General features: G+C 72.8%; 26 protein-coding genes and 2 pseudogenes. 19 read left to right on the top strand and 9 right to left on the bottom strand.

Translation table 11 applies throughout. From position 1 onward, the window contains the following. Window positions 1–192: 192 nt before the first annotated feature. The 10 genes and pseudogenes from ACZ3ZE_RS18085 (at window position 193) to ACZ3ZE_RS18040 (ending at window position 5799) form a co-directional block, all read left to right on the top strand. Entirely contained in the window at window positions 193–363 is a 171-nt protein-coding gene (locus ACZ3ZE_RS18085; protein WP_361165352.1) for a hypothetical protein, read from the top strand. Continuing rightward, on the top strand, window positions 344–868 hold the full coding sequence (locus tag ACZ3ZE_RS18080) for a DUF6879 family protein (RefSeq protein WP_361165355.1): 525 nt from the start codon (window positions 344–346) through the stop codon (window positions 866–868). The genes ACZ3ZE_RS18085 and ACZ3ZE_RS18080 overlap by 20 nt, the downstream gene beginning before the upstream one ends. A gap of 21 nt (window positions 869–889) precedes the next feature. Further along, window positions 890–1426, top strand: a pseudogene (locus ACZ3ZE_RS18075) (Scr1 family TA system antitoxin-like transcriptional regulator); the annotation flags it as partial. A gap of 118 nt (window positions 1427–1544) precedes the next feature. Next, window positions 1545–1739, top strand: a complete 195-nt coding sequence (locus ACZ3ZE_RS18070) for a hypothetical protein (RefSeq protein WP_467259701.1) — start codon at window positions 1545–1547, stop codon at window positions 1737–1739. A gap of 145 nt (window positions 1740–1884) precedes the next feature. Further along, window positions 1885–2787 carry a radical SAM protein gene (locus ACZ3ZE_RS18065; RefSeq protein WP_467259699.1) on the top strand — a complete coding sequence of 301 codons (903 nt, stop codon included), beginning with the start codon at window positions 1885–1887 and terminating at the stop codon, window positions 2785–2787. Further along, window positions 2780–3418: a P-loop nucleotide/nucleoside kinase family protein gene (locus tag ACZ3ZE_RS18060; protein WP_361165361.1), complete on the top strand. Its 639-nt coding sequence runs from the start codon at window positions 2780–2782 to the stop codon at window positions 3416–3418. The genes ACZ3ZE_RS18065 and ACZ3ZE_RS18060 overlap by 8 nt, the downstream gene beginning before the upstream one ends. Continuing rightward, the gene (locus tag ACZ3ZE_RS18055; RefSeq protein ID WP_361165364.1) at window positions 3336–3980 is read left to right on the top strand and encodes a class I SAM-dependent methyltransferase; all 645 of its coding nucleotides are present in this window, start codon (window positions 3336–3338) and stop codon (window positions 3978–3980) included. The genes ACZ3ZE_RS18060 and ACZ3ZE_RS18055 overlap by 83 nt, the downstream gene beginning before the upstream one ends. A 29-nt stretch (window positions 3981–4009) precedes the next feature. Continuing rightward, window positions 4010–4567, top strand: a complete 558-nt coding sequence (locus tag ACZ3ZE_RS18050) for a class IV adenylate cyclase (RefSeq protein WP_467259697.1) — start codon at window positions 4010–4012, stop codon at window positions 4565–4567. Between the two features lie 48 nt (window positions 4568–4615). Next, window positions 4616–4789 carry a hypothetical protein gene (locus ACZ3ZE_RS18045; protein WP_361165370.1) on the top strand — a complete coding sequence of 58 codons (174 nt, stop codon included), beginning with the start codon at window positions 4616–4618 and terminating at the stop codon, window positions 4787–4789. Window positions 4790–4881: 92 nt separating this feature from the next. Then, window positions 4882–5799 (top strand): aminoglycoside phosphotransferase family protein, encoded by a 918-nt coding sequence (locus ACZ3ZE_RS18040; RefSeq protein ID WP_442303712.1) that lies wholly within the window; start codon window positions 4882–4884, stop codon window positions 5797–5799. Window positions 5800–5825: 26 nt separating this feature from the next. Here the strand turns inward: ACZ3ZE_RS18040 and ACZ3ZE_RS18035 are convergent, their stop codons facing one another. Then, window positions 5826–7865, bottom strand: a complete 2040-nt coding sequence (locus ACZ3ZE_RS18035) for a HelD family protein (protein ID WP_467259695.1) — start codon at window positions 7863–7865, stop codon at window positions 5826–5828. A 305-nt stretch (window positions 7866–8170) separates the two neighbouring features. On the opposite strand from ACZ3ZE_RS18035, the gene ACZ3ZE_RS18030 reads away from it, so the two are divergent. Further along, window positions 8171–8353: a hypothetical protein gene (locus tag ACZ3ZE_RS18030; RefSeq protein WP_361165378.1), complete on the top strand. Its 183-nt coding sequence runs from the start codon at window positions 8171–8173 to the stop codon at window positions 8351–8353. A gap of 22 nt (window positions 8354–8375) precedes the next feature. On the opposite strand, the gene ACZ3ZE_RS18025 is transcribed toward ACZ3ZE_RS18030, so the two are convergent. Together ACZ3ZE_RS18025 and ACZ3ZE_RS18020 are read right to left on the bottom strand one after the other, a co-directional pair. Then, entirely contained in the window at window positions 8376–10016 is a 1641-nt protein-coding gene (locus ACZ3ZE_RS18025) for a DNA repair helicase XPB (RefSeq protein WP_361165381.1), read from the bottom strand. Window positions 10017–10086: 70 nt separating this feature from the next. After that, on the bottom strand, window positions 10087–10830 hold the full coding sequence (locus ACZ3ZE_RS18020) for a GntR family transcriptional regulator (RefSeq protein ID WP_361165384.1): 744 nt from the start codon (window positions 10828–10830) through the stop codon (window positions 10087–10089). Between the two features lie 220 nt (window positions 10831–11050). Between ACZ3ZE_RS18020 and ACZ3ZE_RS18015 the strand changes: the two genes are divergently transcribed. From ACZ3ZE_RS18015 to ACZ3ZE_RS17995, 5 genes and pseudogenes are all read left to right on the top strand, one after another. Then, window positions 11051–12220, top strand: a complete 1170-nt coding sequence (locus tag ACZ3ZE_RS18015; protein WP_361165387.1) for an ABC transporter substrate-binding protein — start codon at window positions 11051–11053, stop codon at window positions 12218–12220. Further along, window positions 12217–13155, top strand: coding sequence for an ABC transporter permease (locus ACZ3ZE_RS18010; protein ID WP_467259692.1), 939 nt, complete (start codon window positions 12217–12219; stop codon window positions 13153–13155). The genes ACZ3ZE_RS18015 and ACZ3ZE_RS18010 overlap by 4 nt, the downstream gene beginning before the upstream one ends. Further along, entirely contained in the window at window positions 13143–13979 is an 837-nt protein-coding gene (locus tag ACZ3ZE_RS18005) for an ABC transporter permease (RefSeq protein ID WP_361165393.1), read from the top strand. Before ACZ3ZE_RS18010 ends, ACZ3ZE_RS18005 begins: the two co-directional genes overlap by 13 nt. A gap of 2 nt (window positions 13980–13981) precedes the next feature. Next, window positions 13982–15070: an ABC transporter ATP-binding protein gene (locus ACZ3ZE_RS18000; RefSeq protein WP_467259689.1), complete on the top strand. Its 1089-nt coding sequence runs from the start codon at window positions 13982–13984 to the stop codon at window positions 15068–15070. Between the two features lie 99 nt (window positions 15071–15169). Beyond that, window positions 15170–15829 (top strand): annotated as a pseudogene (locus ACZ3ZE_RS17995) (HAD family hydrolase); the annotation flags it as partial. Between the two features lie 40 nt (window positions 15830–15869). Here the strand turns inward: ACZ3ZE_RS17995 and ACZ3ZE_RS17990 are convergent. Continuing rightward, window positions 15870–18422, bottom strand: coding sequence for a helicase-associated domain-containing protein (locus tag ACZ3ZE_RS17990; protein WP_467259686.1), 2553 nt, complete (start codon window positions 18420–18422; stop codon window positions 15870–15872). Window positions 18423–18463: 41 nt separating this feature from the next. Between ACZ3ZE_RS17990 and ACZ3ZE_RS17985 the strand changes: the two genes are divergently transcribed. Then, complete coding sequence (locus ACZ3ZE_RS17985) at window positions 18464–19306, top strand: hypothetical protein (RefSeq protein WP_363292373.1); 843 nt, start codon at window positions 18464–18466, stop codon at window positions 19304–19306. 13 nt (window positions 19307–19319) lie between these two features. Here the strand turns inward: ACZ3ZE_RS17985 and ACZ3ZE_RS17980 are convergent, their stop codons facing one another. The 4 genes from ACZ3ZE_RS17980 to ACZ3ZE_RS17965 all read right to left on the bottom strand — a co-directional run bounded on the left by ACZ3ZE_RS17980 (window position 19320) and on the right by ACZ3ZE_RS17965 (window position 23771). Further along, window positions 19320–20774 carry a hypothetical protein gene (locus ACZ3ZE_RS17980; protein ID WP_467259684.1) on the bottom strand — a complete coding sequence of 485 codons (1455 nt, stop codon included), beginning with the start codon at window positions 20772–20774 and terminating at the stop codon, window positions 19320–19322. Between the two features lie 104 nt (window positions 20775–20878). Continuing rightward, window positions 20879–21685: an ABC transporter ATP-binding protein gene (locus ACZ3ZE_RS17975; RefSeq protein WP_361165407.1), complete on the bottom strand. Its 807-nt coding sequence runs from the start codon at window positions 21683–21685 to the stop codon at window positions 20879–20881. Continuing rightward, entirely contained in the window at window positions 21682–22773 is a 1092-nt protein-coding gene (locus ACZ3ZE_RS17970; RefSeq protein WP_467259681.1) for a FecCD family ABC transporter permease, read from the bottom strand. The genes ACZ3ZE_RS17975 and ACZ3ZE_RS17970 overlap by 4 nt, the downstream gene beginning before the upstream one ends. Beyond that, window positions 22770–23771, bottom strand: a complete 1002-nt coding sequence (locus tag ACZ3ZE_RS17965; protein ID WP_361165413.1) for a FecCD family ABC transporter permease — start codon at window positions 23769–23771, stop codon at window positions 22770–22772. The genes ACZ3ZE_RS17970 and ACZ3ZE_RS17965 overlap by 4 nt, the downstream gene beginning before the upstream one ends. Before the next feature lie 86 nt (window positions 23772–23857). Here ACZ3ZE_RS17965 and ACZ3ZE_RS17960 point away from each other — a divergent pair, with 86 nt between their 5' ends. Next, entirely contained in the window at window positions 23858–24520 is a 663-nt protein-coding gene (locus ACZ3ZE_RS17960; RefSeq protein WP_467259678.1) for an HAD family hydrolase, read from the top strand. Here the strand turns inward: ACZ3ZE_RS17960 and ACZ3ZE_RS17955 are convergent. Then, window positions 24508–24795, bottom strand: coding sequence for a hypothetical protein (locus tag ACZ3ZE_RS17955; protein ID WP_361165419.1), 288 nt, complete (start codon window positions 24793–24795; stop codon window positions 24508–24510). The genes ACZ3ZE_RS17960 and ACZ3ZE_RS17955 overlap by 13 nt on opposite strands. A 165-nt stretch (window positions 24796–24960) precedes the next feature. On the opposite strand from ACZ3ZE_RS17955, the gene ACZ3ZE_RS17950 reads away from it, so the two are divergent. Then, complete coding sequence (locus ACZ3ZE_RS17950; RefSeq protein WP_132912020.1) at window positions 24961–25344, top strand: cold-shock protein; 384 nt, start codon at window positions 24961–24963, stop codon at window positions 25342–25344. Window positions 25345–25351 lie beyond the last annotated feature (7 nt).

The raw sequence follows: 25351 nt of genomic DNA, 5'->3' as shown, positions 1-25351 counted from the left end.
AGCGAGGCAGTCGGTTCGTGCGCCAGGCCCGGGGGTGACTCCTTTGGGAAACCCGGTCCTTGGCCGGTGCCGATCGACCAGAGTGGAGGCGTGCAACCGAGAGCAACCGACTCTATGGATGGAGGGGTCATGGCCTTACGGTTCGTCGGGAAAGATCCAGAGTCCGGGGATCATGGGTGTCCGGCCGTGTGGGTGGACGACGAGACGCACGACATCGTCATTCAGGGGGCGAGCGCCGATCCGACGACGCTCGCCCGGACGGCCGAGGACAGCCTGCTGCCCGACCACGAAGGCGTAGTGCGCCTGCCGGCCCGCATGATCCCGCTACTGAGGGAGGCGCTTGATGGCACAAAGCCTGAATAGCTTCGCCGACTTGATCAGGTCGGCAGCGTACTCGGCCGTACATCTCGAGTTTCGCGACTCGTACTGGATCGACTACGAGGACGAGGCTTTCGCGAAGTGGCGGGACGGCCACAGGCTCGACCGGGACAACCGTGAGTCGTGGTGGCGCCCATGGCTCGACCTCGTCCAAGAGGTGACGGCCAAGGGTGTGGTCGTGCGCAGGGCGCGTGTCGTCTCGGAGCCGCCCAGTGAGTACACCCGCTTCCTTCACTCGTTCACGTTCACCAACGTCGCGGCCGGTGAGGAGATCAGGTGGCTCCCTCGACGCAAGGCCAGTGATCTCCCCCTGCCGGGCAACGACTTCTGGCTGTTCGACGGCCGGCTGGTCCAGTTCAACGTCTTCGACGGTGAGGGCAGATGGGTCCACACCGACGAGAGCGAAGACCTTGACGTGACGCGCCTGTGTGAGGCCGCGTTCGACGCGGTCTGGGAGCGAGCCACCCCGCACGACAAGTACAAACTCTGAGCAGACCCGGTATCCCGACTCATGCCCCGAACACCACTCTCGACTGCTCAGTCCGCCCGCAAGGCCGTAGCGCAACGGCTGGCAGGCCTGATGCGGGATGCGGGTCTTGACGGGTATGAGTTGGGCCGGCGCTGCGGGTGGTCGAAGTCGAAGTCGTCCCGCATCGCCAGGGCGATCACGGCCCCCTCCGACGCTGACATTCGCGCCTGGTGCACGGCGTGCGAGGCGGAGGACCAGGCCGCCGGCCTGATCGCCGCGTCTCGTACCGCCGAGTCCATGTACGTCCACTGGCGGCAGATCCACCGGGACGGCATGAGGCAGGTTCACGAGAAGACCGTTCCGCTGTATCAGCGAACGCGCACGTTCCGCGTGTACGCGTCGAACCTCGTTCCCGGGATGCTTCAGACGCGGGAGTACGCGACGGGGCTCCTACGGTCCATCACGACGTTTCAGGGCACCCCTGACGACGTGGCCGCCGCTGTACGCGCGAGGTTGAACCGATCCCGCGTCGTAGTCGAGGGCGACCACCGGTTCGCCCTCCTCGTGGAAGAGTCCGTGCTCACCCACTGCGTGTGCGACCCGTCGGACATGGCCGGGCAGCTCCGGTACCTGCTGGAAAGTGATGCGACGGCCGAACGTCTCCCTCGGGGTGATCCCCGCTCGTGTCCGTCGGACGGTGTGGCCGCTCGAAGCGTTCTACGCCTTCGACGAAGATCTCGTAGCGGTCGAGACACTGACAGCAGAGATCAACATCGAGTCGCCCGACGAGATCCGCACCTACCTCAAAGCGTTCCGCGAACTCGGTCGGCTAGCCGTGCACGGGCCGGACGCAGGGGCCCTCATCGCCAAGGCGATCAACTCTTTCGGCTGATCGTGTGCAACCGTGTGCAACCGCGTGGACCCCGCCTTTCCAGGCTCTCTACGTTCGTAGGGCACTCGCATAGGCCGCTTCTGGCACCTCCTCGCAGCTCAGCCAGGACGACGCCCTTCCCGCCCCACGGCCCAGGAGGCCCAACGTGATCCGTGACGTCACCGGCATCCACAAGATCCGGATGCTGTATCTCCAACTGCTCTACCGCTGCAACTTCGCCTGCTTGCACTGCTTCCACGGCGAACGGCTGGAGCACCCGGACGTGTTCAGCGCCGAGGAGGCCGTCGGGCTCATCCGGGTCATGCGGGAGGGGTACGGCACCGAGGCGGTGACCCTGCTCGGGGGCGAGCCGTTCCTCTACAAGGAGCTGCCGCAGGTCGTCCAGTACGCCGGGCAGGAGCTGGGGATGCGGGTGGAGATCTGCAGCAACGGCTACCGGATCGAGCGCCGTCTGACCGAACTCGCGCCGTTCATCGACCTCTTGCGGATCTCCCTGGAGGGCGTCGCCGACACCAACGACGCCATCCGCAGGCAGGGCGGCTACCCCGCCGCACTCAGCACGCTGAACCTCGCCCGGGAGCTCGGCGTGACGACGGCGGCGACCATGACCGTGACCTCGCGGAACATCGACGAGGTACTGCCGCTGGCGCGGATCATGCAGCGGTTCGGCGTCGTTCAGCTCAAGCTCCACTGCCTGCGGCCGGTCGGCAACGCCGCCCGTCACCCCGAGCTCGCGGTCGGCGACCCGACCGCGTACACCCGCCTCCGAGAGGACCTGCGGACGGCCGCACTCTCCATCGAGGTCGTCCTCGACGCCGATCTCTCCGAGGCCGGTGCTCCGGACGAACGGACCGCCCCGGGCGGCCCGCGCGGCATCGAACGCATCGAGGCCGATCCGCGCGGGGCGCTGACCATGTCCTGCAAGGCCGTGGGCAAGGACGCGCACGCCTTCCGGTACGAGAAGGCCACCGGCCGGATCGTCCACCAGCCCACCCCCACCGACGAACTCACCCTCGGGGTCCCGGACGTGGTGTACGCCCGTGCCTGAGCGTCCCCTCTTCGAAGCGCTGGAAGGCTTACGGGGCAGCGGGAAGTCCACCGTCGCGCCGCTGCTCGCGGCCGCCAGGGGAGCCGTCCTCGTCCCGACCGTGCCGGGTTTCTACCAGCCCCTCCGGCGTGAAGTGGATCTCCGGGAGAGTGCCGAGGCGCGCCTCTGCCTCTACCTTTCGGCCCTCTTCACGGCCGCCGAGGAGATCCGGCACCATCTCGCGGCGGGCACCCCGGTCGTCGTGGAGAGCTACTTCGCCCGCTGCCTGGTCAACCACGCCGCCGTCGGGGCCCGCCTGGGCATCACCCTCCCGCCCGGACCGCCGCAGCCCACCACGTACCACCTGCTGTGCGCGGAGGACGAACGGCAGCGTCGCCTCGCCCGGCGAACCAAGCCCACCTCCCGCTGGGACGTGCTGGCCGAGCACGCCTCGGACCGGATCACGAGCGCGTACGCCGGCCTCCCGATGCACCGGATCGACACCACCGACCGCCGTCCGGAGCAGGTCGTCCAGGCGATCCTCGCCACCACGCAGGAAGGGCGTCACCGTGCGCACACGGAGTCTTTGGGAGCACACCCTCACGTTCTTCCCCCAGTTCCTCGCCGCCCTGAACGAGATCGCGCCACCTGACACCACGGTCGCGGTCGTCGGCGCGAGCGACGGGAAGTTCGTCCTTCCGCTCGCCGCCGCCGGCTACCGCGTTCTTGCCATCGAACGCGACCCCTTCGCCCTCCACGGAGGCGAGGTCAGCCTTCCGGGTGACACCCGGGCCCACGCCCCCGGCCTCATCGAGCGCCTCAAGGCCGACGGTCTCCACGGCCGAGTCCAGGTCATGGGCGAGGACTTCCTCACGGCCGACCTCCCCAAGGGCGGCTGTGTCGCCGTCTGGACCAGCTGCTCATGGCATTACAGTGCCAACTTTCGCAGTCCGCTCGCCGAGTTCGTCGGCCGCATGCAGTCCCTCGTCCGCGAAGGAGGTTTGTTCGGGGCGGAGTTCATGATGCCCGTCGAGCGACGTCACACGTCCGTCGAGCACTACACCTCACCCGAGAGGCTCACCCACCACTTCGGCGACGAGTGGGACATCCGGCTCACCCTGCGTACGAACCGCTTCACCGAACGCCCGCACCTCGGTCAGCACCACGACCACACCCACCGCATGGGCCTGCTCATCGCGGTCCGCACCGCCTAGTAGCCGCGCACCCGAAGAGGAAGACGCACATGAAGCACGAGTACGAGGCAACGTTCCTGAACGTCGACGCCGGCGCCCTCCAGGACAAGCTGGCCTCCCTGGGCGCCGAGCAGGCGCTGCCCCGCACCCTCCTCACCCGCAAGATCTTCGAGAACGACGCCCTCGACGGCGGGGCGTGGCTCCGCCTGCGCGACGAAGGGACCCGGTCCACCCTCACGCTCAAGCAGGTGACCGACTCGACCACCATCGACGGTACGACGGAGATCGAGACCGAGGTGAGCGACCTGCACGCCATGGCCGACATCCTCCGTCGCCTCGGCCTCGACGAGGTCCGCTACCAGGAGAACTACCGCGAGGAGTGGCGGCTGGGAGACGTGGCCTTCGACTTCGGCACCTGGCCCGACCTCCCCACCTTCCTGGAGATCGAAGGCCCCGACGAGGCATCCGTCCGGCAGGCCGCCGCACTCCTCGGCCTCGACTACGTCCAGGCCCGCTTCGGCAGCGTCGACGAGATCTACCAGAGCGAGACCGGCCGGAACATCCTCGCGGAGCCCACGCTCCTCTTCTCGGCCGTCGACAGGACCTGATCCCCCCCTCCGCGCCTGCGATCTTCCCCCGCCCGGCGCAGGCTGAAGGTGTGGCGTGGGGGCCGCCCCGTTCAGGCGCGGCATCGTGACAGGGGGAGTCGGCACGGCTACACCTTCAACGTCGGCGGCTGGGTCGCCAGCGACTACCACTCCGGCGCGGGCCAGGCCGGGGCGCAGGCGTTCATGGAGGGGTTCGTGCTCGCCCTGACCGTCTGGCAGTGACGAGCCCGGGTCCGGCGCCGGGGAACGGGAACGGGGAGCGGGGAGCGGGGAATTGCGTGGCGGGTGGCGCGGGGCGTCGTTAGCCTCGCGCCATGTCCGATGCCACCGTCAGCCCCGACGCCGTCAGCTCCGATGCCGTGCCCGATGTCGGGCTTGTGCGGCGTCTCGTCCGGGCCCAGTTTCCCCACTGGGCCCATCTGCCCGTACGTCAGGTCGAATCCGCCGGGACCGACAACGCCATGTTCCGGCTCGGCGACGCCCTCGTCGTACGGCTGCCCAAGGCCTCCTGGGCGGAGGGGCAGGTCGAGAAGGAGCAGCGGTGGCTGCCGCGTCTCGCCCGGCATCTGCCGCTGCCCGTGCCCGTACCGGTCGGGCTCGGGGTGCCGGGGGAGGGGTTCGGGCAGCGCTGGTCCGTGTACGAGTGGCTGGACGGCGAGGACGCGTTCCGCGCGCCGATCGGTGAACTCGGGCACGCCGCCGTCGAGTTGGGGCGCTTCGGGTGCGCCCTGCGCGCAGTCGACGCCACCGGTGGGCCCGCCTCCTTCCGGGGCGGGCCGGTCACCGACTGGGAGGACGGCGCCATGGCTCCGGCGATCCGCGCGCTCGGGGCCGACGGCACGCTCGACGCCGACGTCGTGACCGCCGCCTGGGAGTCCGTGCTGCGGCTGCCGCAGTGGGACCGTGCGCCCGTGTGGGTGCACGGCGACCTGCTGCCCGGCAACCTCCTCACCCGCGACGGGCGGCTCAGCGCCGTCATCGACTTCGGCGGGCTCGGGGTCGGCGACCCCGCCTGCGACATGATGGGCGCCTGGACGCTCCTCACCCCCGAGACGCGTCCACTGTTCCGCGAGGCCGCCCGCGTCGACGACGCGACCTGGGCGCGCGGGCGGGGGTGGGCGCTGTGCTGGGGCGTGGTGACGGAGCAGTACTACCGCGTCACCAACCCCGTGCTCGCCGCCGTCGCCCACCGGGCGTGGACGCAGGCGCTGCCGGAGTACGGCATCGACTAGGACGACGACCGGCCCGCCCTCCCGGCCTACCGCGCCAACTGCCCTGGCATATCCGCGGCATGAAGCACCGTCAGTCCCGACACCGCACGCGTCAGCGCCACGTACAGGCGGCGCAGGCCTGTGCGTTCGTCCGGTTCGCCGTCCACCACGGCCGCCGGTTCGTCGAGGACCACGTAGTCGTACTCCAGGCCCTTCGCCAGTGAGGCCGGGACCAGGGTCAGGCGGGAGTCGGCCGTGGTCTCCTCGCCGGGGGAGAGGTATGTGAGGCCCGCCGCCTTCAGGGCCTCGGCCAGGGGTGCGATGCGGGCGTCCGCCGCGATCAGGCCGATCGAGCCCTCGTGGGCCAGCGACGCCACGCACGCCGCGACGACCGACGCGTCCAGGGCGTCCGGCCCGGCAACCCGCCGGATCTCCAGCGAGCCGGGGTTCTCCCGTACGGACTCGACCGGAGCGAGCCCCGGCGACATGTGGGGGAGGAGGCGGGAGGCGTACGCGATGACCTCGCGCGGCACGCGGAAGCCGGCCGTCAGCTCCTCCACGTGCGCCTCCGGCTTGCCCAGGTGCTCCAGGGCCTGCGCCCAGCTCTCCGTGGCCCACGGGGTCGTGCCCTGCGCCAGGTCGCCGAGGACCGTCGCCGAACCGGTCGTGCAGCGGCGCCCCACCGCCCGGTACTGCATGGGGGAGAGGTCCTGCGCCTCGTCGAGGACGACGTGGCCCAGCGAGTGGGTGCGCTCGACCAGGTCCTTCGCCTCGTCGATGAGGACCGCGTCCGCCGAAGACCACTTCGCCGACTTCACGCTGCGGGCGGGCTTCGCCCACAGCAGCAGCTTCTGCTCGTCCTCGTCGAGGATGCCGTCGGCGTGCGCGGCCAGGAACTCGGGGTCGCTCAGCAGGCGCAGCACCAGCTTCGCCGGGTCGACCGCCGGCCAGCACTCCTTCACGACGGCCTTGACCGCCGTGTTGCGCGCGACGGTGTTCTGCACCCGGTCGTCGGGGGCCTCGCCCGCCTCCTCCATGCGGACCAGCACGGCGTGCGCGATGCGCTGCGGCAGGGCCTCGCGGGCCGCCCCGTACCGGATGTCCCGGTCGAGGAGCTCGCGGACCATCTCCTCCAGCTCGTACGCGGGCACCCGCCAGCGGCGCGAGCCGCGCACCACCATCAGCGGCTCCGTGGGCATGGCGACGTGCGAGCGCACCGCGCGCCGCAGCACCTGGGCCATTCGGGCGTCGCCCTTGACGACGGCGGTCGCCGCCTCGTCCGTACCGCGCACCTCGACATGGGCGACGAGGTCGTCCACCGTCGCCTGCTGCACCTCCAGCTCGCCGAGCGCCGGCAGCACCTGCTCGATGTAGTGGAGGAAGGAACGGTTCGGTCCGATGACCAGGGTGCCGGTGCGGGCGAGCCGCTCCCGGTGCGCGTACAGGAGGTAGGCGACTCGGTGCAGGCCGACGGCGGTCTTTCCGGTGCCGGGGCCGCCCTGCACGCAGACCGTGCCGGACAGGTCGGAGCGGACGATCTCGTCCTGCTCGGGCTGGATGGTGGCGACGATGTCCCGCATGGGGCCGACGCGCGGCCGCTCGATCTCCGCCTGGAGCAGCCGGCTGGTCCGTTCCAGTTCGGCTGGGTCGGACAGGTGCTCGTCCTCGTACGCGGTGAGCTCGCCGCCCGTGTACCCGAAGCGCCGGCGCAGTCCGACGTCCTGCGGGTTCTTCCTCGACGCCTGGTAGTACGGCTGGGAGACCGGCGCGCGCCAGTCGATCACCATCGGGTCGCCGGCGGCGTCGTGGACGTGCCGCCGGCCGATGTAGAAGCGCTGCCCCTCCTGCGTGGTGTGCAGGTAGTCGAGGCGGCCGAAGAAGAGCGGGGTGTCGGCGAGGTCGGCGAGGGCCTTGATGCGGTCCTCGATCTGCCGGGTCAGGATGACGGCGTTGACCCAGTTCGCCGTGACGTCCTTGATGTCGAGCGACTCCACGTCCTCGCGCATCGCGCGCAGGGCGGCGCGGGAGGACGCGAGGTGGGCCCGCTCCCGGGCGAGCGGATCGTCAGTGGCGGACGTTACGGACACGGTGGAGCCTCCGGGTCGGGTACGCGGACACGTCGAGGTGGCCGCCGGTTTCCGACCGGACGGCGGCGCTCCCGGGGGAGGCGGGGAAGCTGGCGAGTGTACGCCGGGGCGGGGGCGGGAGGCGAATGGATTCACCCCGGGGCGTAGGGCCCGTGGGACCCCCGGCCCGTAGGCCCGTGGGACCCCTGGGACCCCCGGGCCGTAGGGTCCCCGGGACCCGTAGGGGGTCGCCTCCGACTCGCGGGGGACCCCGGTTCCACCCCAGGGCCGATGTGTTCCGAATGTCCGGATTCCATCATGGATGCATGACCGCCACGACCCTCACCCCAGCGCCCACCGCCCCCAGCCTGACCCGCGCCCGCCGCCTGGCCGCCGCCCCGCTGCGCGCGATACGCGCCTTCGGTGGCGCGTTCGTCGCCGTCGCCGTCCTCGGGGTCCACGAGGAGGCGGCGGGGGTCCGCGACCCCCGCCCCGCCCACCAGGACTGAACCGCCCCCCGCGCCGCCCGGCCTACGGCGCCAGCAGCTCGCTCGCGTCGAGGATGCGGTACGCGTACCCCTGCTCGGCCAGGAACCGCTGGCGGTGTGCCGCGAAGTCCTGGTCGATCGTGTCGCGGGCGACCACCGAGTAGAAGTGCGCCTGGTGTCCGTCGGCCTTCGGGCGGAGTACGCGGCCCAGTCGCTGGGCCTCCTCCTGCCGGGAGCCGAACGTGCCCGAGACCTGGATGGCGACCGTCGCCTCCGGCAGGTCGATCGAGAAGTTCGCGACCTTCGACACCACGAGCACGCTGATCTCGCCGTTGCGGAACGCGTCGAAGAGCTTCTCGCGCTGCGCGTTCGAGGTCTCGCCCTTGATCACCGGGGCGTTCAGGTGCTCGCCGAGCTCGTCCAGCTGGTCGATGTACTGCCCGATGACGAGGATCTGCTGCCCGGCGAACTTCTTCACCAGCGCCTCGGTCACCTTCCGCTTCGTCGCCGTCGTCGCGCAGAAGCGGTACTTCTCCTCCGCCTCCGCCGTCGCGTACGCGAGCCGCTCCGCGTCGGTCAGGTCGACCCGGACCTCCACGCAGTCGGCGGGCGCGATGTAGCCCTGCGCCTCGATCTCCTTCCACGGCGCGTCGAAGCGCTTGGGGCCGATCAGCGAGAACACGTCGGACTCGCGCCCGTCCTCCCGTACCAGCGTCGCCGTGAGACCCAGCCGCCGGCGGGCCTGGAGGTCGGCGGTGAACTTGAAGACGGGGGCCGGCAGCAGGTGCACCTCGTCGTAGACGATGAGGCCCCAGTCGCGGGAGTCGAAGAGCTCCAGGTGGGGGTAGACGCCCTTCCGGCGGGTGGTGAGCACCTGGTACGTGGCGATGGTGACCGGCCGGATCTCCTTGCGGGTCCCGCTGTACTCGCCGATCTCGTCCTCGGTCAGCGAGGTCCGCTTCACCAGCTCGTGCTTCCACTGCCGGGCCGAGACGGTGTTCGTCACGAGGATCAGCGTGGTCGCCTTGGCCTTGGCCATGGCACCCGCTCCGACCAGCGTCTTTCCCGCCCCACAGGGCAGTACGACGACGCCGGAGCCGCCGTGCCAGAAGCCCTCGACGGCCTGCTGCTGGTAGGGGCGCAGCGCCCAGCCGTCCTCGGCGAGGTCGATCCGGTGGGCCTCGCCGTCGACGTATCCGGCCAGGTCCTCGGCGGGCCAGCCCAGCTTGAGCAGCGTCTGCTTGATCTGCCCGCGCTCGGAGGGGTGCACGGCGACCGTGTCGGGGTCGAGCCGTTCCCCGACGAGCGGCTGCACCTTCTTGGAGCGGAGGATCTCCTCCAGGACGGGCCGGTCCGTGGTGGTGAGCACCAGCCCGTGGGTGGGGTGCTTGGAGAGGGTGAGCCGCCCGTAGCGGGCCATGGTCTCGGCGATGTCGACGAGCAGGGCGTGCGGCACCGGGTACCGCGAGAACTCGACCAGCGCGTCGACGACCTGCTCGGCGTCGTGCCCGGCCGCCCGCGCGTTCCACAGCCCGAGCGGGGTCACCCGGTACGTGTGGATGTGCTCGGGCGCCCGCTCCAGCTCGGCGAAGGGCGCGATGACCCGCCGGCAGGCCTCGGCCTGCTCGTGGTCGACCTCCAGCAAGAGCGTCTTGTCACTCTGGACGATGAGTGGACCGTTCACGTGTCGTGCTTCCCTTCCACGCGGCCGAACGTGGCCAAACATCCAGTCTGCCCGACCGGCGCGGGAATGGTCAGCCCGCCGTCGTCCGGGCCAGCGCGTTGTTGCCGATCGAGTTGTGCACGGTGAAGCTCACGGCGTCCGGGCGGTAGCGGTCGTCGGACCATTCGACGGGGCGGCCGTCGTGGGTGGTGGTCACGCGGCGGACGCGGAGCAGGGGGCTGGTGCGGCGGACGGTGAGGAGGGCGGCGTCGTGGGCGCCTGCGGCGATCGCGTCGATGACGTGCTCGCCGTGGGCGAAGACCAGGCCCGTGTCCTCGTAGAGGCGCTGGGTGACCGAGGCGCAGCCGGGGTCGATGGCCTCGACGGCGGGGGAGATCCAGTCGGCGTACACGCTCCGCTCGACCAGGACCGGCTCGCCGTCCAGGCCCCGGACCCGGAGGACGTTGAGGAGCGGGGTGCCCTGGGGGAGGTGGAGGCGGGCGGCGTCCTCGGCGGTGGCGGGGCGGTACTCCTGGGTGACGACGCGGCCGGTCGCGGTGCGGCCCATGGCCTGGGCCCACTGGGCGAAGCTGCGCAGTTCGGCGAAGCTCTGGCTGCGGCGGCCGGCCAGGACGACCCGGCGGGCGCCCTGGCGGGAGCCGATGAGGCCCTCGGCGGTGAGGGCGGCGAGGGCCTGGCGGACGGTGCCTCGGGAGGCGTCGTAGCGGGCGGCGAGCTCCGCCTCGGTGGGGAGCCGGCTGCCGACCGCGTACTCCTCGCGGTCGATGGCCCGGCGCAGCTCCTCCGCGATCCGTTCGTGGCGTGTCGTCGGCATGCTTCCCCCTTCGCGCGTCGAGTGTGGTTCTCAGTGCGCAGCGATACCAGCGTAGTTGAGCGTGTCAGTGGCTGAAAAACGCTGCCAATGTGCAGGGAATGGCGGGCATCCGTTCCTCCCCCGTTCATGTTCACGACACGGGCGACCGGCGTACTGGGGCCAACTTGTCCATACAAGTTGATCACCTCTCCCCTGGACCGTCGCTCCCCCTGGAGAAGCCGTGCCCGTCCCCACGCCCTCGCTGAGCCTCCCGAGAACCGCCGCGCTCGGCGGCTCCCTCGCCCTCGTCGCCGCGCTCGCCCTCACCGCCTGCGGCGCGGCCCCCGAGAACGCCGCCACCTCCGACGGCAAGAACGCCGCCACCGCGACCTCCGCCGCCGACCTCGGCGGCATGGACGCGCTCGTGAAGGCGGCCAAGAAGGAGGGCGCGCTGCACGCCATCGCGCTGCCCCGCGACTGGGCCAACTACGGCGCGCTCCTCGACGGGTTCCAGCAGAAGTACGGCATCAAGGTCGAGGTCGAGAACCCGGACGCCTCCAGCCAGGACGAGGTCAACGCCGTCACCTCCCGCAAGGGCCAGGACCGCGCCCCCGACGTCCTGGACCTCGGCAGCTCCTTCGCGCTCAGCGCCGCCCAGCAGGGTCTCCTCGCCCCGTACAAGGTCGCCGCGTGGAACGACATCCCCGAGGGCCAGAAGGACCCGAAGGCCCGCTGGTACAACGACTACGGCGGCTACGTCTCCATCGGCTGCGACGCCAAGCGCGTGAAGACCTGCCCCACCACCTTCAAGGACCTCCTCAAGCCCGAGTACAAGGGCCAGGTCGCCCTCAACGGCAACCCCACCAAGTCCGGTTCCGCGTTCGGCGGCGTCTACGCGGCGGCCCTCGCCCAGGGCGGCTCCTTCGACGACATCCAGCCCGGCCTCGACTTCTTCGCCGCGCTCAAGAAGAACGGCAACTACACCCCCGTCGAGTCCACCCCGGCCACCGTCGAGAAGGGCGAGACGCCCATCAGCATCGACTGGGACTACCTCAACGCCGGCTACGCCGAGGAGTTCAAGTCCAAGGGCCTGGACTGGAAGGTCGCCGTCCCCACCGACGGCCGCTACGCCATGTACTACTCGCAGGCCGTCAACAAGGACGCCCCGCACCCCGCCGCCGCCCGCCTGTGGCAGGAGTACCTCTACAGCGCCGAGGGCCAGAACCTCTGGCTCAAGGGCTTCGCCCGGCCCGTCCTGATGCCCGCCATGGACAAGGCCGGCACCCTCGACGCGCAGGCCGCCCTCAAGCTGCCCGCCGTCTCCGGCATCCCGTCCTTCCCGACCGAGGCCCAGCAGGCCAAGGCCAAGACGGTCCTCGCGCAGGGCTGGGGCAAGGCCGTCTCCGGATGACGAGCACCCTGACCGGGCCCGCCGCCTCCCGGACCACCTCCGGGAAGCGGCGGGCCCGCACCCCCCACGCCGGGCCCGCCGCCCGGCCGCGCCGCCGCCGCGCCCCCGCCTGGCTCGCCGCCGTCCCGCTGCTCGCCTTCACCGCGATCGCCTTCGGCGTCCCCGCGATCGCCATGCTCGGCGGCGCGTTCACCGTCGACGACCCGGCCGGCGGCCCCGCCTCGTACGGCACGGAGAACCTGGCCACCTCCCTCCAGGGCGCCTACCTCACCGCCCTGCTCGGCAGCGTCAAGCTCTCCGGGACCGCCGCCGTCCTCGCCACCCTGCTCGGCCTCCCGCTCGCCCAGGCCGTCGTGACCTCCCGCTCGCGCGCGCTGCGCGAGGCCGTGCTGACCGCCTCCGGCGTGCTCGCCAACTTCGGCGGCGTCCCGCTCGCCTTCGCGTTCGTCGCCACCCTCGGCAACGCGGGCGTCCTCACCCGGCAGCTCGGCCTCGCCGACAAGGGCTGGAGCCTGTACAGCTTCTGGGGCCTGGTCCTCGTCTACCTGTACTTCCTCATCCCCCTCATGGTGCTCACCATCACCCCCGCCCTGGACGGCCTGCGCGGCCAGTGGCGCGAGGCCGCCCGCAGCAACGGCGCCACCACCGCCCAGTACTGGCGGCACGTCGCCCTGCCGGTCCTGCTGCCCAGCCTGCTCGGCGGGTTCGTGCTGCTCTTCGGCAGCGCCTTCGCCGCGTACGCCACGGCCGCCGCGATGGTCGGCAGCGCCGTCCCGCTGGTCACCCTGCAGATCTCCGACGCCCTCTCCGGCAACGTCCTCGTCGGCCAGGAGAACGTGGCGCTCGCCCTCAGCCTCGACATGGTCGTCGTCGCCGGTCTCGTCATGGCCGTCTACCTGCCCCTGCAACGCCGGAGCTCCCGATGGCTCGCCTGAACCCCGCACCCCACTGGCGCCGCTGGGTCCTCGGCCTCGCCGGGCTGTACTTCCTCGTGCCGCTCGCCGCCTCCGTCGTCTTCACCGTCGACGTGCCCGGCCAGGGCCTCACCCTCGACGCCTACACGAAGATCATCGGCACCGAGGGCTTCACCACCAGCCTGCTGCTCTCGCTCGGCCTCGCCGCCGTCACCATCGCCGTCGTCCTGCTGCTCATGGTGCCCGCCATGGTCGCCCTGCGGCTCGGCGCGCCCCGGCTGCGGCCGCTCGTCGAGACGGTGTGCTCGCTGCCGCTCGTCGTCCCGCCGATCGCCTTCGTCGCCGGCCTCGGCACCGTCCTGAAGTGGGGCCCCGAGCACCTCGCCCGCACCCCCCTCTTCCAGACCTTCGTCGCCCTGCAGAACCCGGACTTCCCCGTCGTCCTGGTCCTCGCGTACGTCGTGATGGCACTGCCCTTCACCTACCGGGCCCTCGACGCGGGCCTGCGCGCCGTCGACGTCCGCACCCTCGTCGAGGCCGCCCGCAGCTGCGGCGCCGGCCCCGTCCGCGCCCTGGTCACGGCGGTGCTGCCGAACCTGCGCGGCGCGCTGATGAACGCGGCCTTCCTCGCGCTGGCCCTCGTCCTCGGCGAGTACACGGTCGCCCAGCTGCTCGGCTTCCGGCCCTTCGCCGTCTGGATCGTGAACATCTCCGGCTCCCAGGCCCAGATGTCCGTGGCCGTCTCCGTACTCAGCCTCCTCGTCACCTGGGTGCTGCTCCTGGCCCTCGCCGGGGCCGGCGGCCGCGCGCCCGGCGCCCGCCGCACCCGTACCGCCAAGGGATAACCATGACCGTCACCCCCACCGACGCCCCGCCCGCGACGTCTGTCGCCTCCGGCGCCGCGACCGTCGAATTCCGCGGCCTGCGCCGCCAGTTCGGGGCGACCACCGCCCTCGACGGGCTCGACCTGACCGTCCGCCCCGGCGAACTGCTCGCCCTGCTCGGACCCTCCGGCTGCGGCAAGACCACCGCCCTGCGCATGCTCGCCGGCTTCGAGACCCCCGACTCCGGCGCCGTCCTCGTCGACGGCCAGGACATCACCCACGTCCCGGCCCACCGGCGCGACGCGGGCATGGTCTTCCAGTCGTACAGCCTCTTCCCCCACCTCGACTGCGTCGACAACGTCGCCTTCGGCCCCCGCATGCGCAAGACCGGCAAGGCCGAACGGCGCAAGCAGGCCGCCGAACTCCTCGAACTCGTCGGCCTCGGCGACAAGGGCGGACGCTTCCCGCATCAGCTCTCCGGCGGCCAGCAGCAGCGCGTCGCCCTCGCCCGCGCCCTCGCGCTGCGCCCCCGCGTGCTGCTCCTCGACGAGCCGCTGTCCGCGCTCGACGCCAAGGTGCGGCTCACCCTCCGCGAGGAGATCCGCCGCATCCAGTCCGAACTCGGCATCACCACGCTCTTCGTGACGCACGATCAGGAGGAGGCGCTGTCCATGGCCGACCGGGTCGCCGTCATGCGGGCCGGCCGCCTCGAACAGTGCGCCGCCCCTGCCGAACTGTACGGGCGCCCCGCGACGGCCTTCGTCGCCGAGTTCGTCGGCACCATGAGCCGCATCCCCGGCCGCCTCGACGGCACCACGGTCGAAGTCCTCGGCCGCCGCCTCCCCGTCGACGGCGAGGCGCCCGCGACGGCCGACGTCGACGTCCTCGTACGCCCCGAGGACCTGAAGGTCACCACGGACGGCGCCCGCTCGGCCCGGATCGTCGCGACGGCCTTCCTCGGCGCGACGACCCGGCTCACCGTACGGCTCGCCGACGCCACCGAGGTCAAGGCCGACCTGCCCACCCACGAGGCCGCCGCCCTCGCCGCCGGCGACGCCGTCACGGTGAGCCCGCGCGAGCGCCCCGTCCTCGTCGCGGCCCGCGCCGCCTGAGACCGCGGCCCGCGCGACAACTGGACCGGTGGCGCGGGCCGCCCTGCCGTGCGACACGCAAGCCGTACGGATACGCGAGAGAAAGCGACCAGCGTGACCATCGAACACCCCCTGCACGCCGTCCTGTTCGACATGGACGGCACGCTCGTCGACACCGAGGGCCTGTGGTGGGAGGCGGTGGAACAGGTCGCGGGCCGCCCGCTGACCGAGGCCGACCGCCCGGACGTCCTCGGCCGCCCGGTCGAACACACGGCGGCCTGGCTGGCGGGCACCGCCCCCGCCACCGCTGGTGCCGCCGCCCCCGCCACCACCGACGCGCTCGCGGCCGCACTGCACCGCGAGTTCGCCGAGCGGGTCAGGTCCGGCGTCGTCCCGCGCCCCGGCGCCCTCGCGCTGCTCGCCGCGCTGGCCCACGACGGAGTGCCGACCGCCCTGGTCACGGCCTCGCCCCGGGCCGTCGCCGACACCGTCCTCGACGCCCTCGCGGCGCTCGGCGCCCCGGAGTTCGCCGTCTCGGTCACCGCGGACGACACCGCACGCACCAAACCCGAACCCGACCCGTACCTCGCCGCCTGCCACGCCCTCGGCGTCACCCCCGCCCACTGCGTGGCCGTCGAGGACACCCCCACCGGCGTCGCCTCGGCGGAGGCCGCGGGCTGCCCGGTCCTCGCGGTCCCCTCGGTCACCCCGATCGCCCCGGCGCCCGGCCGGAGGGTGCGGGACACCTTGACGGGAGTGACGCCGGAGCTGCTGCGGTCCTTCGGAGGCGGGACGGGCGCCGCGCGGGATCCGCGCGGCCTCAGGCCTCCCCGTCCTCCAGTTCCGCCACGCCCGTGATCCGGTGCAGCGGATACGTCCGTACCTCGTCGGCCGTGTGGTCGTACCCGGTCACGAAGCCGCCCTCGACGCGGACCGGGGCGATGACCCGCTGGCTGGCGGCGCCCTCCGCGTTGACGTAGCCGATCCAGACGGCCGAGCCGGTGAGGGCGGCGGCCTGCACGGTGGCCAGGGTCTCGGCGGCCGAGGTGCGGGGGAGGGCGCCCGCCGCGAGGGGGGCCGAGGGTTCCTTGCGGACGACGGTGGCGGCGCGGTCGCCCGCCCGGATCGCCCGTACCGCCGCCGTGAGCAGCGTGGCGTCCGGGGCGGGCGGGCCGTCGGGGACGGGGGCCGGGGCGGTGCGGGGCGGGGTGCGGTACGCGTCGGCGCGGGTGATCAGGACGTCGCCCGCGGCGGACTCGGCCGCCGGCGCGTACCCCATGGCCCGCAGCCCGTCGAGGAGCGTCGCCGGATCCGCCTGGGCCGCGAGGACGGTCGGCGCGAGGCGGCGCAGTCGCAGCGGGTCCGAGCGCCGGTCAGCGAGGATCTCGCCGAGCACGGCGTCGTCGTCGCAGCGCACGTACGCGGAGGCGGCGCCGACCCGCAGGTGCCCGTGCTTCCGCGCCACGTCGTCGATCAGGTACGCGAGGGGCTGCGGCACCGGCGTGCGCGAGTGCGCGGTCAGGAAGTCGTGCAGGTCGGACGCGGTGCGCCCGGCGTCCAGGGCCCGGCGCACGGAGCCGGGCGTGAAGCGGTAGACGGTCGCGCCGCCCTTCGACTCCACGTCGGCGAGGACCGAGAGGACCTCCGCGAGCGGCCGGCGCAGCGGCCCGGGCGCGACGGCCGTCAGGTCGGCCTGCAACAGCACGTGGTCGACGGCCTCGGGCAGCAGCGGCGCGAGCAGGGTCGCGGCCCGCGAGGCGGCGACGGACGGCTCGCAGTCGCCCGGGTGCGCGGTGTCGGGGGCGGCCTCGGCGAGCGGCAGGTTGAGCAGCGCGCGGGCGGGCGAGGCGAGCGCGCCGCGGCCGGTGATGCCGAGGAGTTCGGCCTCGTCCAGGGTCCATTCGGCGATCCGGGCCCGCAGGTCGGCGGGGGTGCCCCCGGCGGCCGACGCGGGCTCGGTGCCCGGTCCGCCGGACCCGCCCCGCAGCGGCCGGTCCCAGCGCAGCCGGGCGAGCACCGAGGCGCGGTCGGCGGCGGCGCCCGGCGGGAGGGTCGCCATGAGGGCGAGGACCCGGCGGCGCACCTCGGGGGCGGCGGCCCGGTCCAGGCCGGGGCCGAAGGTGGCGAGGGCGCGGCCCTTGCCGTCGAGGGTGCCGACCAGACCGGGGGTGCGGGTCGCGTCCAGCCAGGGGACGACGAGCGCGACCCAGCGTTCGGCGGGCGGCAGGTCGAGCCAGTCGTCGTACGCGGGGGTCGGCGCGTACCGTTCGTCGGCCTCCCCGTCGGAGGCGAGCAGCCCCGCCCCGTACAGCAGTTCCAGCCAGAACGCGGCGAGCGGCTCGGGCGTGTCGAGGGCGGCCGCGGTGCGCTTCAGGTCGCGCACGGCCAGACCGCCGGCCCGCAGCACCGGGGGGCCGCCCTGGTCCCAGGACTTCAGCAGCTCCTCGGCGGTCGCGAGCGCCGTGTACGCCTGGCCGGCCGCCGCGCTGTCCACCACCTGTGGACGGTACTCGCGGGCCGTCGCCACCACCGGAGCCACCGGCTCCGGCGAACGGTGCGCCCGCCCGCCGCGCAGGTGCAGCGCCGCCTCCCGGGGCAGCACCACCGTCCGCGTCGACACCGGCAGCAGCAGCCCCCGGTCGCGCAGCCACCGCACCGGCGGCGTCGGGGTCGCCGTCACCTCCCCGTACGGCGGGCCCCACACCAGCCGGTCGAGCACCGTGAGCGCCTCGGGCGGCGCGGTGTCGAGCAGCGCCGCCATCCTCGTACGGTCCGTGAAGAGGCCCGTCAGCGCCGCGACGGCCGACACCGGGTCGTGCGTGGCGGGCAGCCCGGCCGCCGCGATGATCTCCTGGAGCCGCCCCGGCGACATGCCCGCCGTCGCCTCCGCGACCGTCGGACCGAGCCCGGTCGGCGAGGGGTGCTGCGCCGACGGGGCGAGCAGCTCCCGCGCCGTCCGCACCAGCCGCAGCCGCTCGTCGTCGCCCCACACCAGCGCCTGCTCGCGCAGCACCGCGACCGCGCGCGGCAGCGCCGCCTCGATCTCCGGTGCGTCGGCGTCGCCGGTCAGCAGGGCGAGGAGTACGGGGTACGGGGCGGGGTCCGGCGCCACGGCCAGCGCCTCGGCGGTCTGGAGCGCGAACCGGTCGAGCCGTTCGAGCGCCCGGACGACGGAACCGCGGGTGCCGGCCCGGGTGGCCAGCTGCGTCAGGTCGTTGGGCACCGGCGCGAGCAGGTCGGGGCGGGCCCGCAGCAGCGCCGCGATCCCCCCGTCGTCACCGGCGCGCAGCGCCTCCGCGAGGGTGCGCGGCGCCGCGCCGACACCTGTTGCCTCAGGCACGTGCGCCTCCCGGTCCAGCTCACCGATCCCCATCCGCACCACGTTAGCCCCTGTGCAGGCGCTACCGTCGTGCCGTGGGGATCGAGAACGACCAGTTGGTCTTCGACTATCTGAGCCGCGTCGGCGACCTGGCCCAGCAGCGCAGGATGCCGGCCGCGGAGCGCCGCGAGCTGGTCACGGGCCTGCGCGACGAGATCGAACGCCGTCGCACGGTGAAGGGGGAGCCCGTGCGGGGGATCCTCGGCGACCTGGGTACGCCGGACGAGGTGGTCGGCGGGCCGCCGGGCGGCGGCGTCCCGGGCCCGCGCGCGGGCGGGTCGGCAGACGCGTCCGCGGCGGAGCCGGCCGCCGGGGACGGCACCCCCGTCCCCGCGCCCCGGGAGCCGGACTGGTGGCGTACGGACGCCACCGCCGCGGGTGATGTCGTGGACGCCATGGACGTCCCGGCGGCCCTCGGCTTCCACGGCGGCGTGGAGATCCCGGAACTCCTGAAGCCACCGGAGGACGACGAGGACGACGAAGAGGGGGACGGTGAGGACGGCGAGGAAGCCGTCCCGGAGGAGCGGGGGAGGCTCCGGCGCCGGCTCTCCTTCCGCCTCGGCAGCCCCCTCCTCCTGGTCGCCGCCGTCCTCCTGCTGGCCGGTGCGGCCGGCGGCTGGCTGCTCCCGCTCGCCGCGGGCTGGCTCCTCGCGTACGCCTCCCGTGAGCGCCGTACCGCCGCCCTCATCCTCCCCGGCCTCGCCGCGACCGGCGGCGCCGTCTGGCTGTGGGGCCGGATCGCGGGCCGCTGGGGCGAGGCCGTCCCGGCGGGCGGCGAGGCGATGGGCGCGGCGCTCTCGGAGACCTGGCCCTGGACCCTGCGGGCGGCGGCCGTCGCGTCGGGCCTGTACCTGCTGTGGCGGTCGCGGCGGGGGTGAACGGGGGGCCGTCTCAGGGCCCGTTCGGGTGCACCACGGCGGCGAAGGGGATCGCGGCGTCGGCCGTCACGGTGAAGAGGTCGAACTTGCGGTTCTCCCGCTCCGTCTCGGCGTTGTTGATGAACCCCTGGCCCTTGAAGGTGGAGATGGAGGCGTCGTAGTTGGAGTCGTTCTGGCCCAGGCCCCACCACGCGGTCACATAGCGGGGCTTCCGCGTCACGTTGATCAGGTTGTTGTTGTAGCGCACGGGCGAGTGGTAGGTCAGGAACTCGCCGCCGCACTCCTTCGGGTCGCAGTACAGGAACGCGCCCTTCTCCCAGGAGTGCTCCGCGACGCCGAAGGTGTCGAGGTCGATCCTCCCGCGGTCCATCCGCATGACCCTGATGTCCAGGTCCGCGTCGATCATGTCGAACTTCGACGACTTGGGGATCTCGATGATCTTGTCCTCGCTGTACTCCTCACCCGGGTCGTAGTAGCTGCCGGGCCCGGTGAAGGGGCCGACTCCGAGGGCGGTGTAGGTGATCGCGCCGAAATGGAGTGAGGTGTCGCCCTGCCGCTCCGAGTTCTGCTCCATCGTCGGCCTGCGGTCCCTCAGCTGGCCACTCTTCTCGACGTACGTACCGCTGCGCCCGTAGACCCTCCAGTTGTCGGCGAGGATGTACAGCGGCACGGGTCCGGTGTTCTTCAGCCGGAGCGTCACCGGGAGAAGGTGGACCGGCTTGTTCAGGTCGGTCCGCGGCTCTCCGAACCGCACCCAGATCGTCAGGTTCGCCGGTGCGGCGGTCGGCTGGTAGACGGACGAGTAGGCGAGGTTCACCGCGGCCAGTAGCGCGGTGGCCGTCACCCCGGCCGCGATCTTCGTCGGGTGCGGGACACCGCGCCACACCTTCTCCCGGACGCATCTCCACAAGGCCCAAAGGGACCAGCCGAAGAGTGGGAAGAAGGCCAGCAGGTAGGGCGTGTACTCCCGTTCCTGGAACCACAGGAAGACCAGCAGGGTGCTGACGGTCAGCGCGATCAGGACGCCCACGAGGACGCCCGCCCCGGACACCTTCAGGCCGCGCTTGCCCCAGTAGTCCACGGCCGCAACGGCCGCTGCCACCTCTGTCACGCCCGCGAGGATGAAGAGGAACCCGGAGATCCGTCCCGCGAACGTCAGCGCGTCGAAGGCGTCCGGGATGCCGATGGAGGTCAGCAGCGCCCAGCCCCCCGCCAGACCCGCCACCATCAGGACGATCGTCATGCGTCTGACTCCGGCACGGTCGGGCCAGACGTCGCTCCCGCCCCCATGCCAGCTCACGATGGACCGGTCGTCCAGGTCGACGTCCTCGGGGAACCCGTGGCGGCGCAGCAGGCTGCGCAGCTCGCGCGGAGACCAGGCGCTGCCCGCCGTCTCGCCGCCGACGCGTACCTCGCGCAGCCCTCGGGCGTTCGGTGGCTGCACGGTGACCTTGGTCCGGCGTTCCATGCCCACCACACTCCCGCCGCGGCCGGAGCGCCGCAGCAGGTGCTGGCCCGTTGGGACTAGGGCGGGTCCGGTCTAGTCCCGGTCCGGTCTAGTCCCCGTCCGGTCTAGGCCCGGTCCGGGACCCGCGCCGCCCACGGCGCCCCCGGCACCACCAGCGGAGAGCCCGTCACCGGGTCCGGGACCACCACCGACTCCAGGCCGAAGACCTCCCGTACGAGCTCGGCGGTGACGACCTCGCCCGGCGCGCCCTCCGCGACCACCCGGCCCGCCTTCATCGCGACGAGGTGGTCGGCGTACCGCGCGGCCTGGTTCAGGTCGTGGAGGACGAGGACGACCGTGCGGCCGCGGACGTGGTTGAGGCGCCGGACCAGGTCCAGGACCTCGACCTGGTGGGCGATGTCGAGGTACGTGGTGGGCTCGTCGAGGAGGAGCAGGTCGGTCTCCTGCGCGAGGGCCATCGCGATCCACACGCGCTGGCGCTGCCCGCCGGACAGCTCGTCCACCGAGCGCTGGGCGAGGGAGGCGACGTCGGTGCGTTCCATCGCGTCGACGACCGCCCGCTCGTCCTCCTCCGACCACTGCTTCCACCAGGCCTGGTGGGGCTGCCGGCCGCGCGCGACGAGGTCGCCGACGGTGATCGCCTCGGGGGCGACGGGTGTCTGCGGGAGCAGGCCGATGGACTGGGCGATCCGCTTGGTGGGGATCCGCGCCAGCTCCTCGCCGTCGAGCAGGACGGCGCCGCCCTTCGGCTTGAGGAGCCGCCCGAGCGCCCGCAGGGTCGTCGACTTGCCGCACGCGTTGGGGCCGACGATGACGGTGACCTCGCCGTCCGGGATCGCCAGGTCCAGCTCGTGGACGACGGTCCGCTCCTCGTACGCGAGGGTCAGCTCCCGCGCGGCCAGCCTGCTCACGATCTGCCTCCTACTCCACGGCTGCGCATGATCAGCCAGATCAGATACGGGGCGCCGACCGCCGCCGTGAGGACTCCCACCGGCAGTTCGACGGGGGAGAAGAGCCGCCGGCCCAGCAGGTCGGCGGCGACGACGACCAGCGCGCCCATGAGCGCCGAGCCCAGCAGCGGGATCTGGGCCGTACGGGTGGTCCGGCGGGCGATCTGCGGGGCGAGCAGCGCCACGAAGTCGACCGGTCCGGCGACGCCCGTCGCGACGGACGCCAGGATCACGCCCACCGCCACGAGCCCGAGCCGGACCCGTCCGAGCCGCACTCCGAGCGCGGTCGCGGTGTCGTCGTCGAGGGCCACCGTCCGCTGGGCGCGGGCCGCCCACAGCACGGCCGGCAGCATCACGAGCAGCGTCACGCGCAGCGGCAGGGACTCGTCCCAGCCGCGCCCGTTGAGCGAACCGGTCATCCAGATCTGCGCCTGCTGGGCGACCAGGTAGTCGCCCTTGGTCATGAACAGGGTGGTCAGCGAGCGCAGCGCGATGGCGAAGCCGATGCCGATGAGCACGAAGCGGGTCGCGTGCAGCCCGCCGCGCCAGGCGAAGACGTACACGAGGACGGCGGCCAGCACCCCGCCGGCGATCGAGAGGTACGGCAGGACCGTGTACGAGGCGAGCCCGAAGGTCATCGCCGCCACGGTCACCGCGCCGGCGCCCTGGCTGATGCCGATGATGTCGGGGCTGGCGAGCGGGTTGCGGGCGACGGTCTGGATGAGGGCGCCCGCGACGCCGAACGCGGCGCCGACCATGAGGCCGGTCGCGAGCCTCGGCAGCCGCAGGTCCTCGACGACGAACGCGGCGGGCGAGCGCTCCCCGGCGAGGATCTTCAGGACCTCGGCGGGGGCGACGAACCGTTCGCCGACGCAGAGGTACGCGACGCCGACGGCCGCCAGGAGGACGACGAGCCCGGCGGCGACGAGCGCGGAGCGCCGGTGCACGAGGAAGGACACGCGCCCGGCGCGCACGAGTCCGTACCCGGCGGGGCGGACGGCGCCGGGGCGCACGGGAGCGGGCGCGACGGGCGTGGCGGGGCTGCTCACGCGGGCACCGCCTTCCGCCGCACCAGGGTCACCAGGAACGGCACGCCGATCAGGGCCGTCATGACGCCCGCCGGGACCTCGCCCGGCGGGAAGAGGATCCGGCCCAGGACGTCCGAGACCAGGAGCATCACCGGTCCGATGAGCGCCGCCATCGGCAGCACCCAGCGGTGGTCGCTGCCGACGACCGCGCGGGCGATGTGCGGGACGGCGAGGCCGACGAAGGCGATCGGGCCGGCGGCGGCGACGGCGGCGCCGGTCAGGACGGTCGCGCCGAGGCCGCCGACGATCCGCACGGTCGCGACCCGCTGCCCGAGCCCCTTGGCGACGTCCTCGCCGAGCGCGAGGGCGTCCAGGCCGCGGGCGACGGAGAGCACGAGGACGGTGCCGAGCAGCAGGAAGGGCCAGATCTGGGCGACGATCGCGGCGTCCCGGCCGTCGAGCGAGCCGATCTGCCAGAACCGGAACTCGTCGAGGGCGGACGCCTTCGTCGTGAGGACGCCGGTCGTCACGGAGAGCAGCAGCGCGTTGATCGCGGCCCCGCCGAGCGCCAGCTTCACCGGGGTCGCGCCGCCGCGCCCCCGGGAGGCGATGGCGTACACGGCGACGGAGGCGAGCGCGGCGCCCGCGAAGGCGAACCACACGTAGCCGGTGAGCGAGTGCACCCCGGCGAACGCGATGGCGAGGACGACGCCGACCGAGGCGCCCTGGCTGATGCCGAGGATGCCGGGGTCGGCGATCGGGTTGCGGGTGATGCCCTGGAGGGCGGTTCCGGCGAGGGCGAGCGCGGCGCCGACCATGAGGCCGATCAGGGTGCGGGGCACCCGCAGCTGCCGTACGACCTCGGCGTCGGGGCTCGTGGCGCCGTGCAGCAGCGCGTCGACGACGGTGGACGGCGGGATGGCGCGGGCGCCGACCGCGAGGCTCAGCAGGATCGCGAGCAGCAGGGCGGCGACGGCCGCGCTGGTCGCGACGGCGCGCCGGGTACGTGGGGCGGTCATGTACACCCATCAGAGGGACGAGGTTCGGTAAGGCTTGGCTAAGTCTAGACAGGGGCCTATTCGAACACCCGGGCACAATGACCCTTATGACGACGACCCCCGCGCAGAGCCCCGCGAGTCCCCTGAGCCCCGCGAGTTCCCTGAGCTCCCTGACGGTCGGCTTCGACCTCGACCTGACCCTGCTGGACACCCGCCCCGGCATCAAGGCCGCGTTCGAGGCCTTCTCGGCGGCCACCGGTGTCCCGATCGACGCCGACCTGGTCGTCAGCCGGCTCGGGCCGCCGCTGGAGCACGAGCTCGCGCACTGGTTCCCGCAGGAGCGCGTGCCGGAGATGGCGACCCTCTACCGGGAGTTCTACGGCGTCCACGCGATCGAGCCGACGCGGCCGATGCCGGGGGCGATGGATGCGATTCAAGCCGTTCGCGAGGCCGGTGGCCGGACCATCGTCGTGACCGCCAAGAACGAGCCGCACGCCAAGCTGCACTTCGCCCACCTGGGCATCGAGCCCGACGCCGTCGTCGGCGGGCTCTTCGCCGAGGGCAAGGCGGAGGCGCTGCGCGCCCACGGCGCGCGGGTGTACGTCGGCGACCACGTCGGTGACGTGCGCGGGGCGGCGACCGCCGGCGCGTTCTCGGTCGCCGTGGCGACCGGCCCGTGCGCCCCCGAGGAGCTGAAGGCGGCCGGCGCGGACGTAGTCCTCACCGACCTGACGGACTTCCGTGCCTGGTGGGAGGGCTACCGGGGCTGAACCGTCGCGGCCTGAACCGCACGGGCCCGGCGCCGCTGGACGCTGATCGAGCGCAGCACACCGGCGCCGGCGACGAGGAATCCGACGCCCATCAGCATCGAGACGAGGTAGGCGACGGTCGGGAACGGGTCCGTCCCGAGGAACAGCGGAGCCACCGTGACCAGCGTCGCCACCGCTCCGACGATGAAGATGATCGCGCCGGCGCGGACCAGGCCGTCGCCCGGCGCGCTGTCGTCCGTGGGCGCCGGGGCGGCCGAGGGGGTTTCACTACGCATTCGGCCAGGGTAGTTCCCAGGCGCGGACAACAGTCCGGCGACGTCTTGTCACCGGGCCCGATCCCATTAGCCTTGGTGCCGGCGGGTCCGCGATCAGTGACCCGCTGTATCTCTTTCCGAGCCGGGATCCCGGCGCCCCCATCAAGTACGAGGACGAGGACGGACGTGCCTACCGGCAAGGTCAAATGGTTCAACAGCGAGAAGGGCTTCGGCTTTCTCTCCCGCGACGACGGCGGCGACGTCTTCGTGCACTCGTCGGTGCTCCCGGACGGCGTCGACGCCCTGAAGCCGGGCCAGCGCGTCGAGTTCGGTGTGGTCGCCGGGCAGCGCGGTGACCAGGCACTCTCGGTGACGGTGCTCGACCCGACCCCGTCCGTCGCCGCGGCGCAGCGCCGTAAGCCCGACGAACTGGCGTCCATCGTTCAGGACCTCACCACGCTCCTGGAGAACATCACGCCGATGCTGGAGCGCGGCCGCTACCCCGAGAAGGTGCACGGCGCGAAGATCGCCGGCCTGCTGCGGGCGGTCGCCGACCAGCTCGACGTGTAGTCCCGCC

Source organism: Streptomyces sp. NPDC023157 (assembly GCF_055560575.1).
The sequence above is the reverse complement of the archived record's forward strand: the minus strand, read 5'-3'. Positions and strand labels throughout refer to the sequence as shown.

What these genes read in the sequence shown, in the direction of transcription:
- ACZ3ZE_RS18080 (WP_361165355.1), top strand. Translation starts at nt 344, where the DNA reads ATGGCACAAAGCCTGAATAGCTTCGCCGACTTGATCAGGTCGGCAGCG.
- ACZ3ZE_RS18050 (WP_467259697.1), top strand. Translation starts at nt 4,010, where the DNA reads ATGAAGCACGAGTACGAGGCAACGTTCCTGAACGTCGACGCCGGCGCC.
- ACZ3ZE_RS18040 (WP_442303712.1), top strand. Translation starts at nt 4,882, where the DNA reads ATGTCCGATGCCACCGTCAGCCCCGACGCCGTCAGCTCCGATGCCGTG.
- ACZ3ZE_RS18030 (WP_361165378.1), top strand. Translation starts at nt 8,171, where the DNA reads ATGACCGCCACGACCCTCACCCCAGCGCCCACCGCCCCCAGCCTGACC.
- ACZ3ZE_RS18020 (WP_361165384.1), bottom strand. Translation starts at nt 10,830, where the DNA reads ATGCCGACGACACGCCACGAACGGATCGCGGAGGAGCTGCGCCGGGCC.
- ACZ3ZE_RS18010 (WP_467259692.1), top strand. Translation starts at nt 12,217, where the DNA reads ATGACGAGCACCCTGACCGGGCCCGCCGCCTCCCGGACCACCTCCGGG.
- ACZ3ZE_RS18005 (WP_361165393.1), top strand. Translation starts at nt 13,143, where the DNA reads ATGGCTCGCCTGAACCCCGCACCCCACTGGCGCCGCTGGGTCCTCGGC.
- ACZ3ZE_RS18000 (WP_467259689.1), top strand. Translation starts at nt 13,982, where the DNA reads ATGACCGTCACCCCCACCGACGCCCCGCCCGCGACGTCTGTCGCCTCC.
- ACZ3ZE_RS17990 (WP_467259686.1), bottom strand. Translation starts at nt 18,422, where the DNA reads ATGGGGATCGGTGAGCTGGACCGGGAGGCGCACGTGCCTGAGGCAACA.
- ACZ3ZE_RS17980 (WP_467259684.1), bottom strand. Translation starts at nt 20,774, where the DNA reads ATGGAACGCCGGACCAAGGTCACCGTGCAGCCACCGAACGCCCGAGGG.
- ACZ3ZE_RS17965 (WP_361165413.1), bottom strand. Translation starts at nt 23,771, where the DNA reads ATGACCGCCCCACGTACCCGGCGCGCCGTCGCGACCAGCGCGGCCGTC.
- ACZ3ZE_RS17960 (WP_467259678.1), top strand. Translation starts at nt 23,858, where the DNA reads ATGACGACGACCCCCGCGCAGAGCCCCGCGAGTCCCCTGAGCCCCGCG.
- ACZ3ZE_RS17955 (WP_361165419.1), bottom strand. Translation starts at nt 24,795, where the DNA reads ATGCGTAGTGAAACCCCCTCGGCCGCCCCGGCGCCCACGGACGACAGC.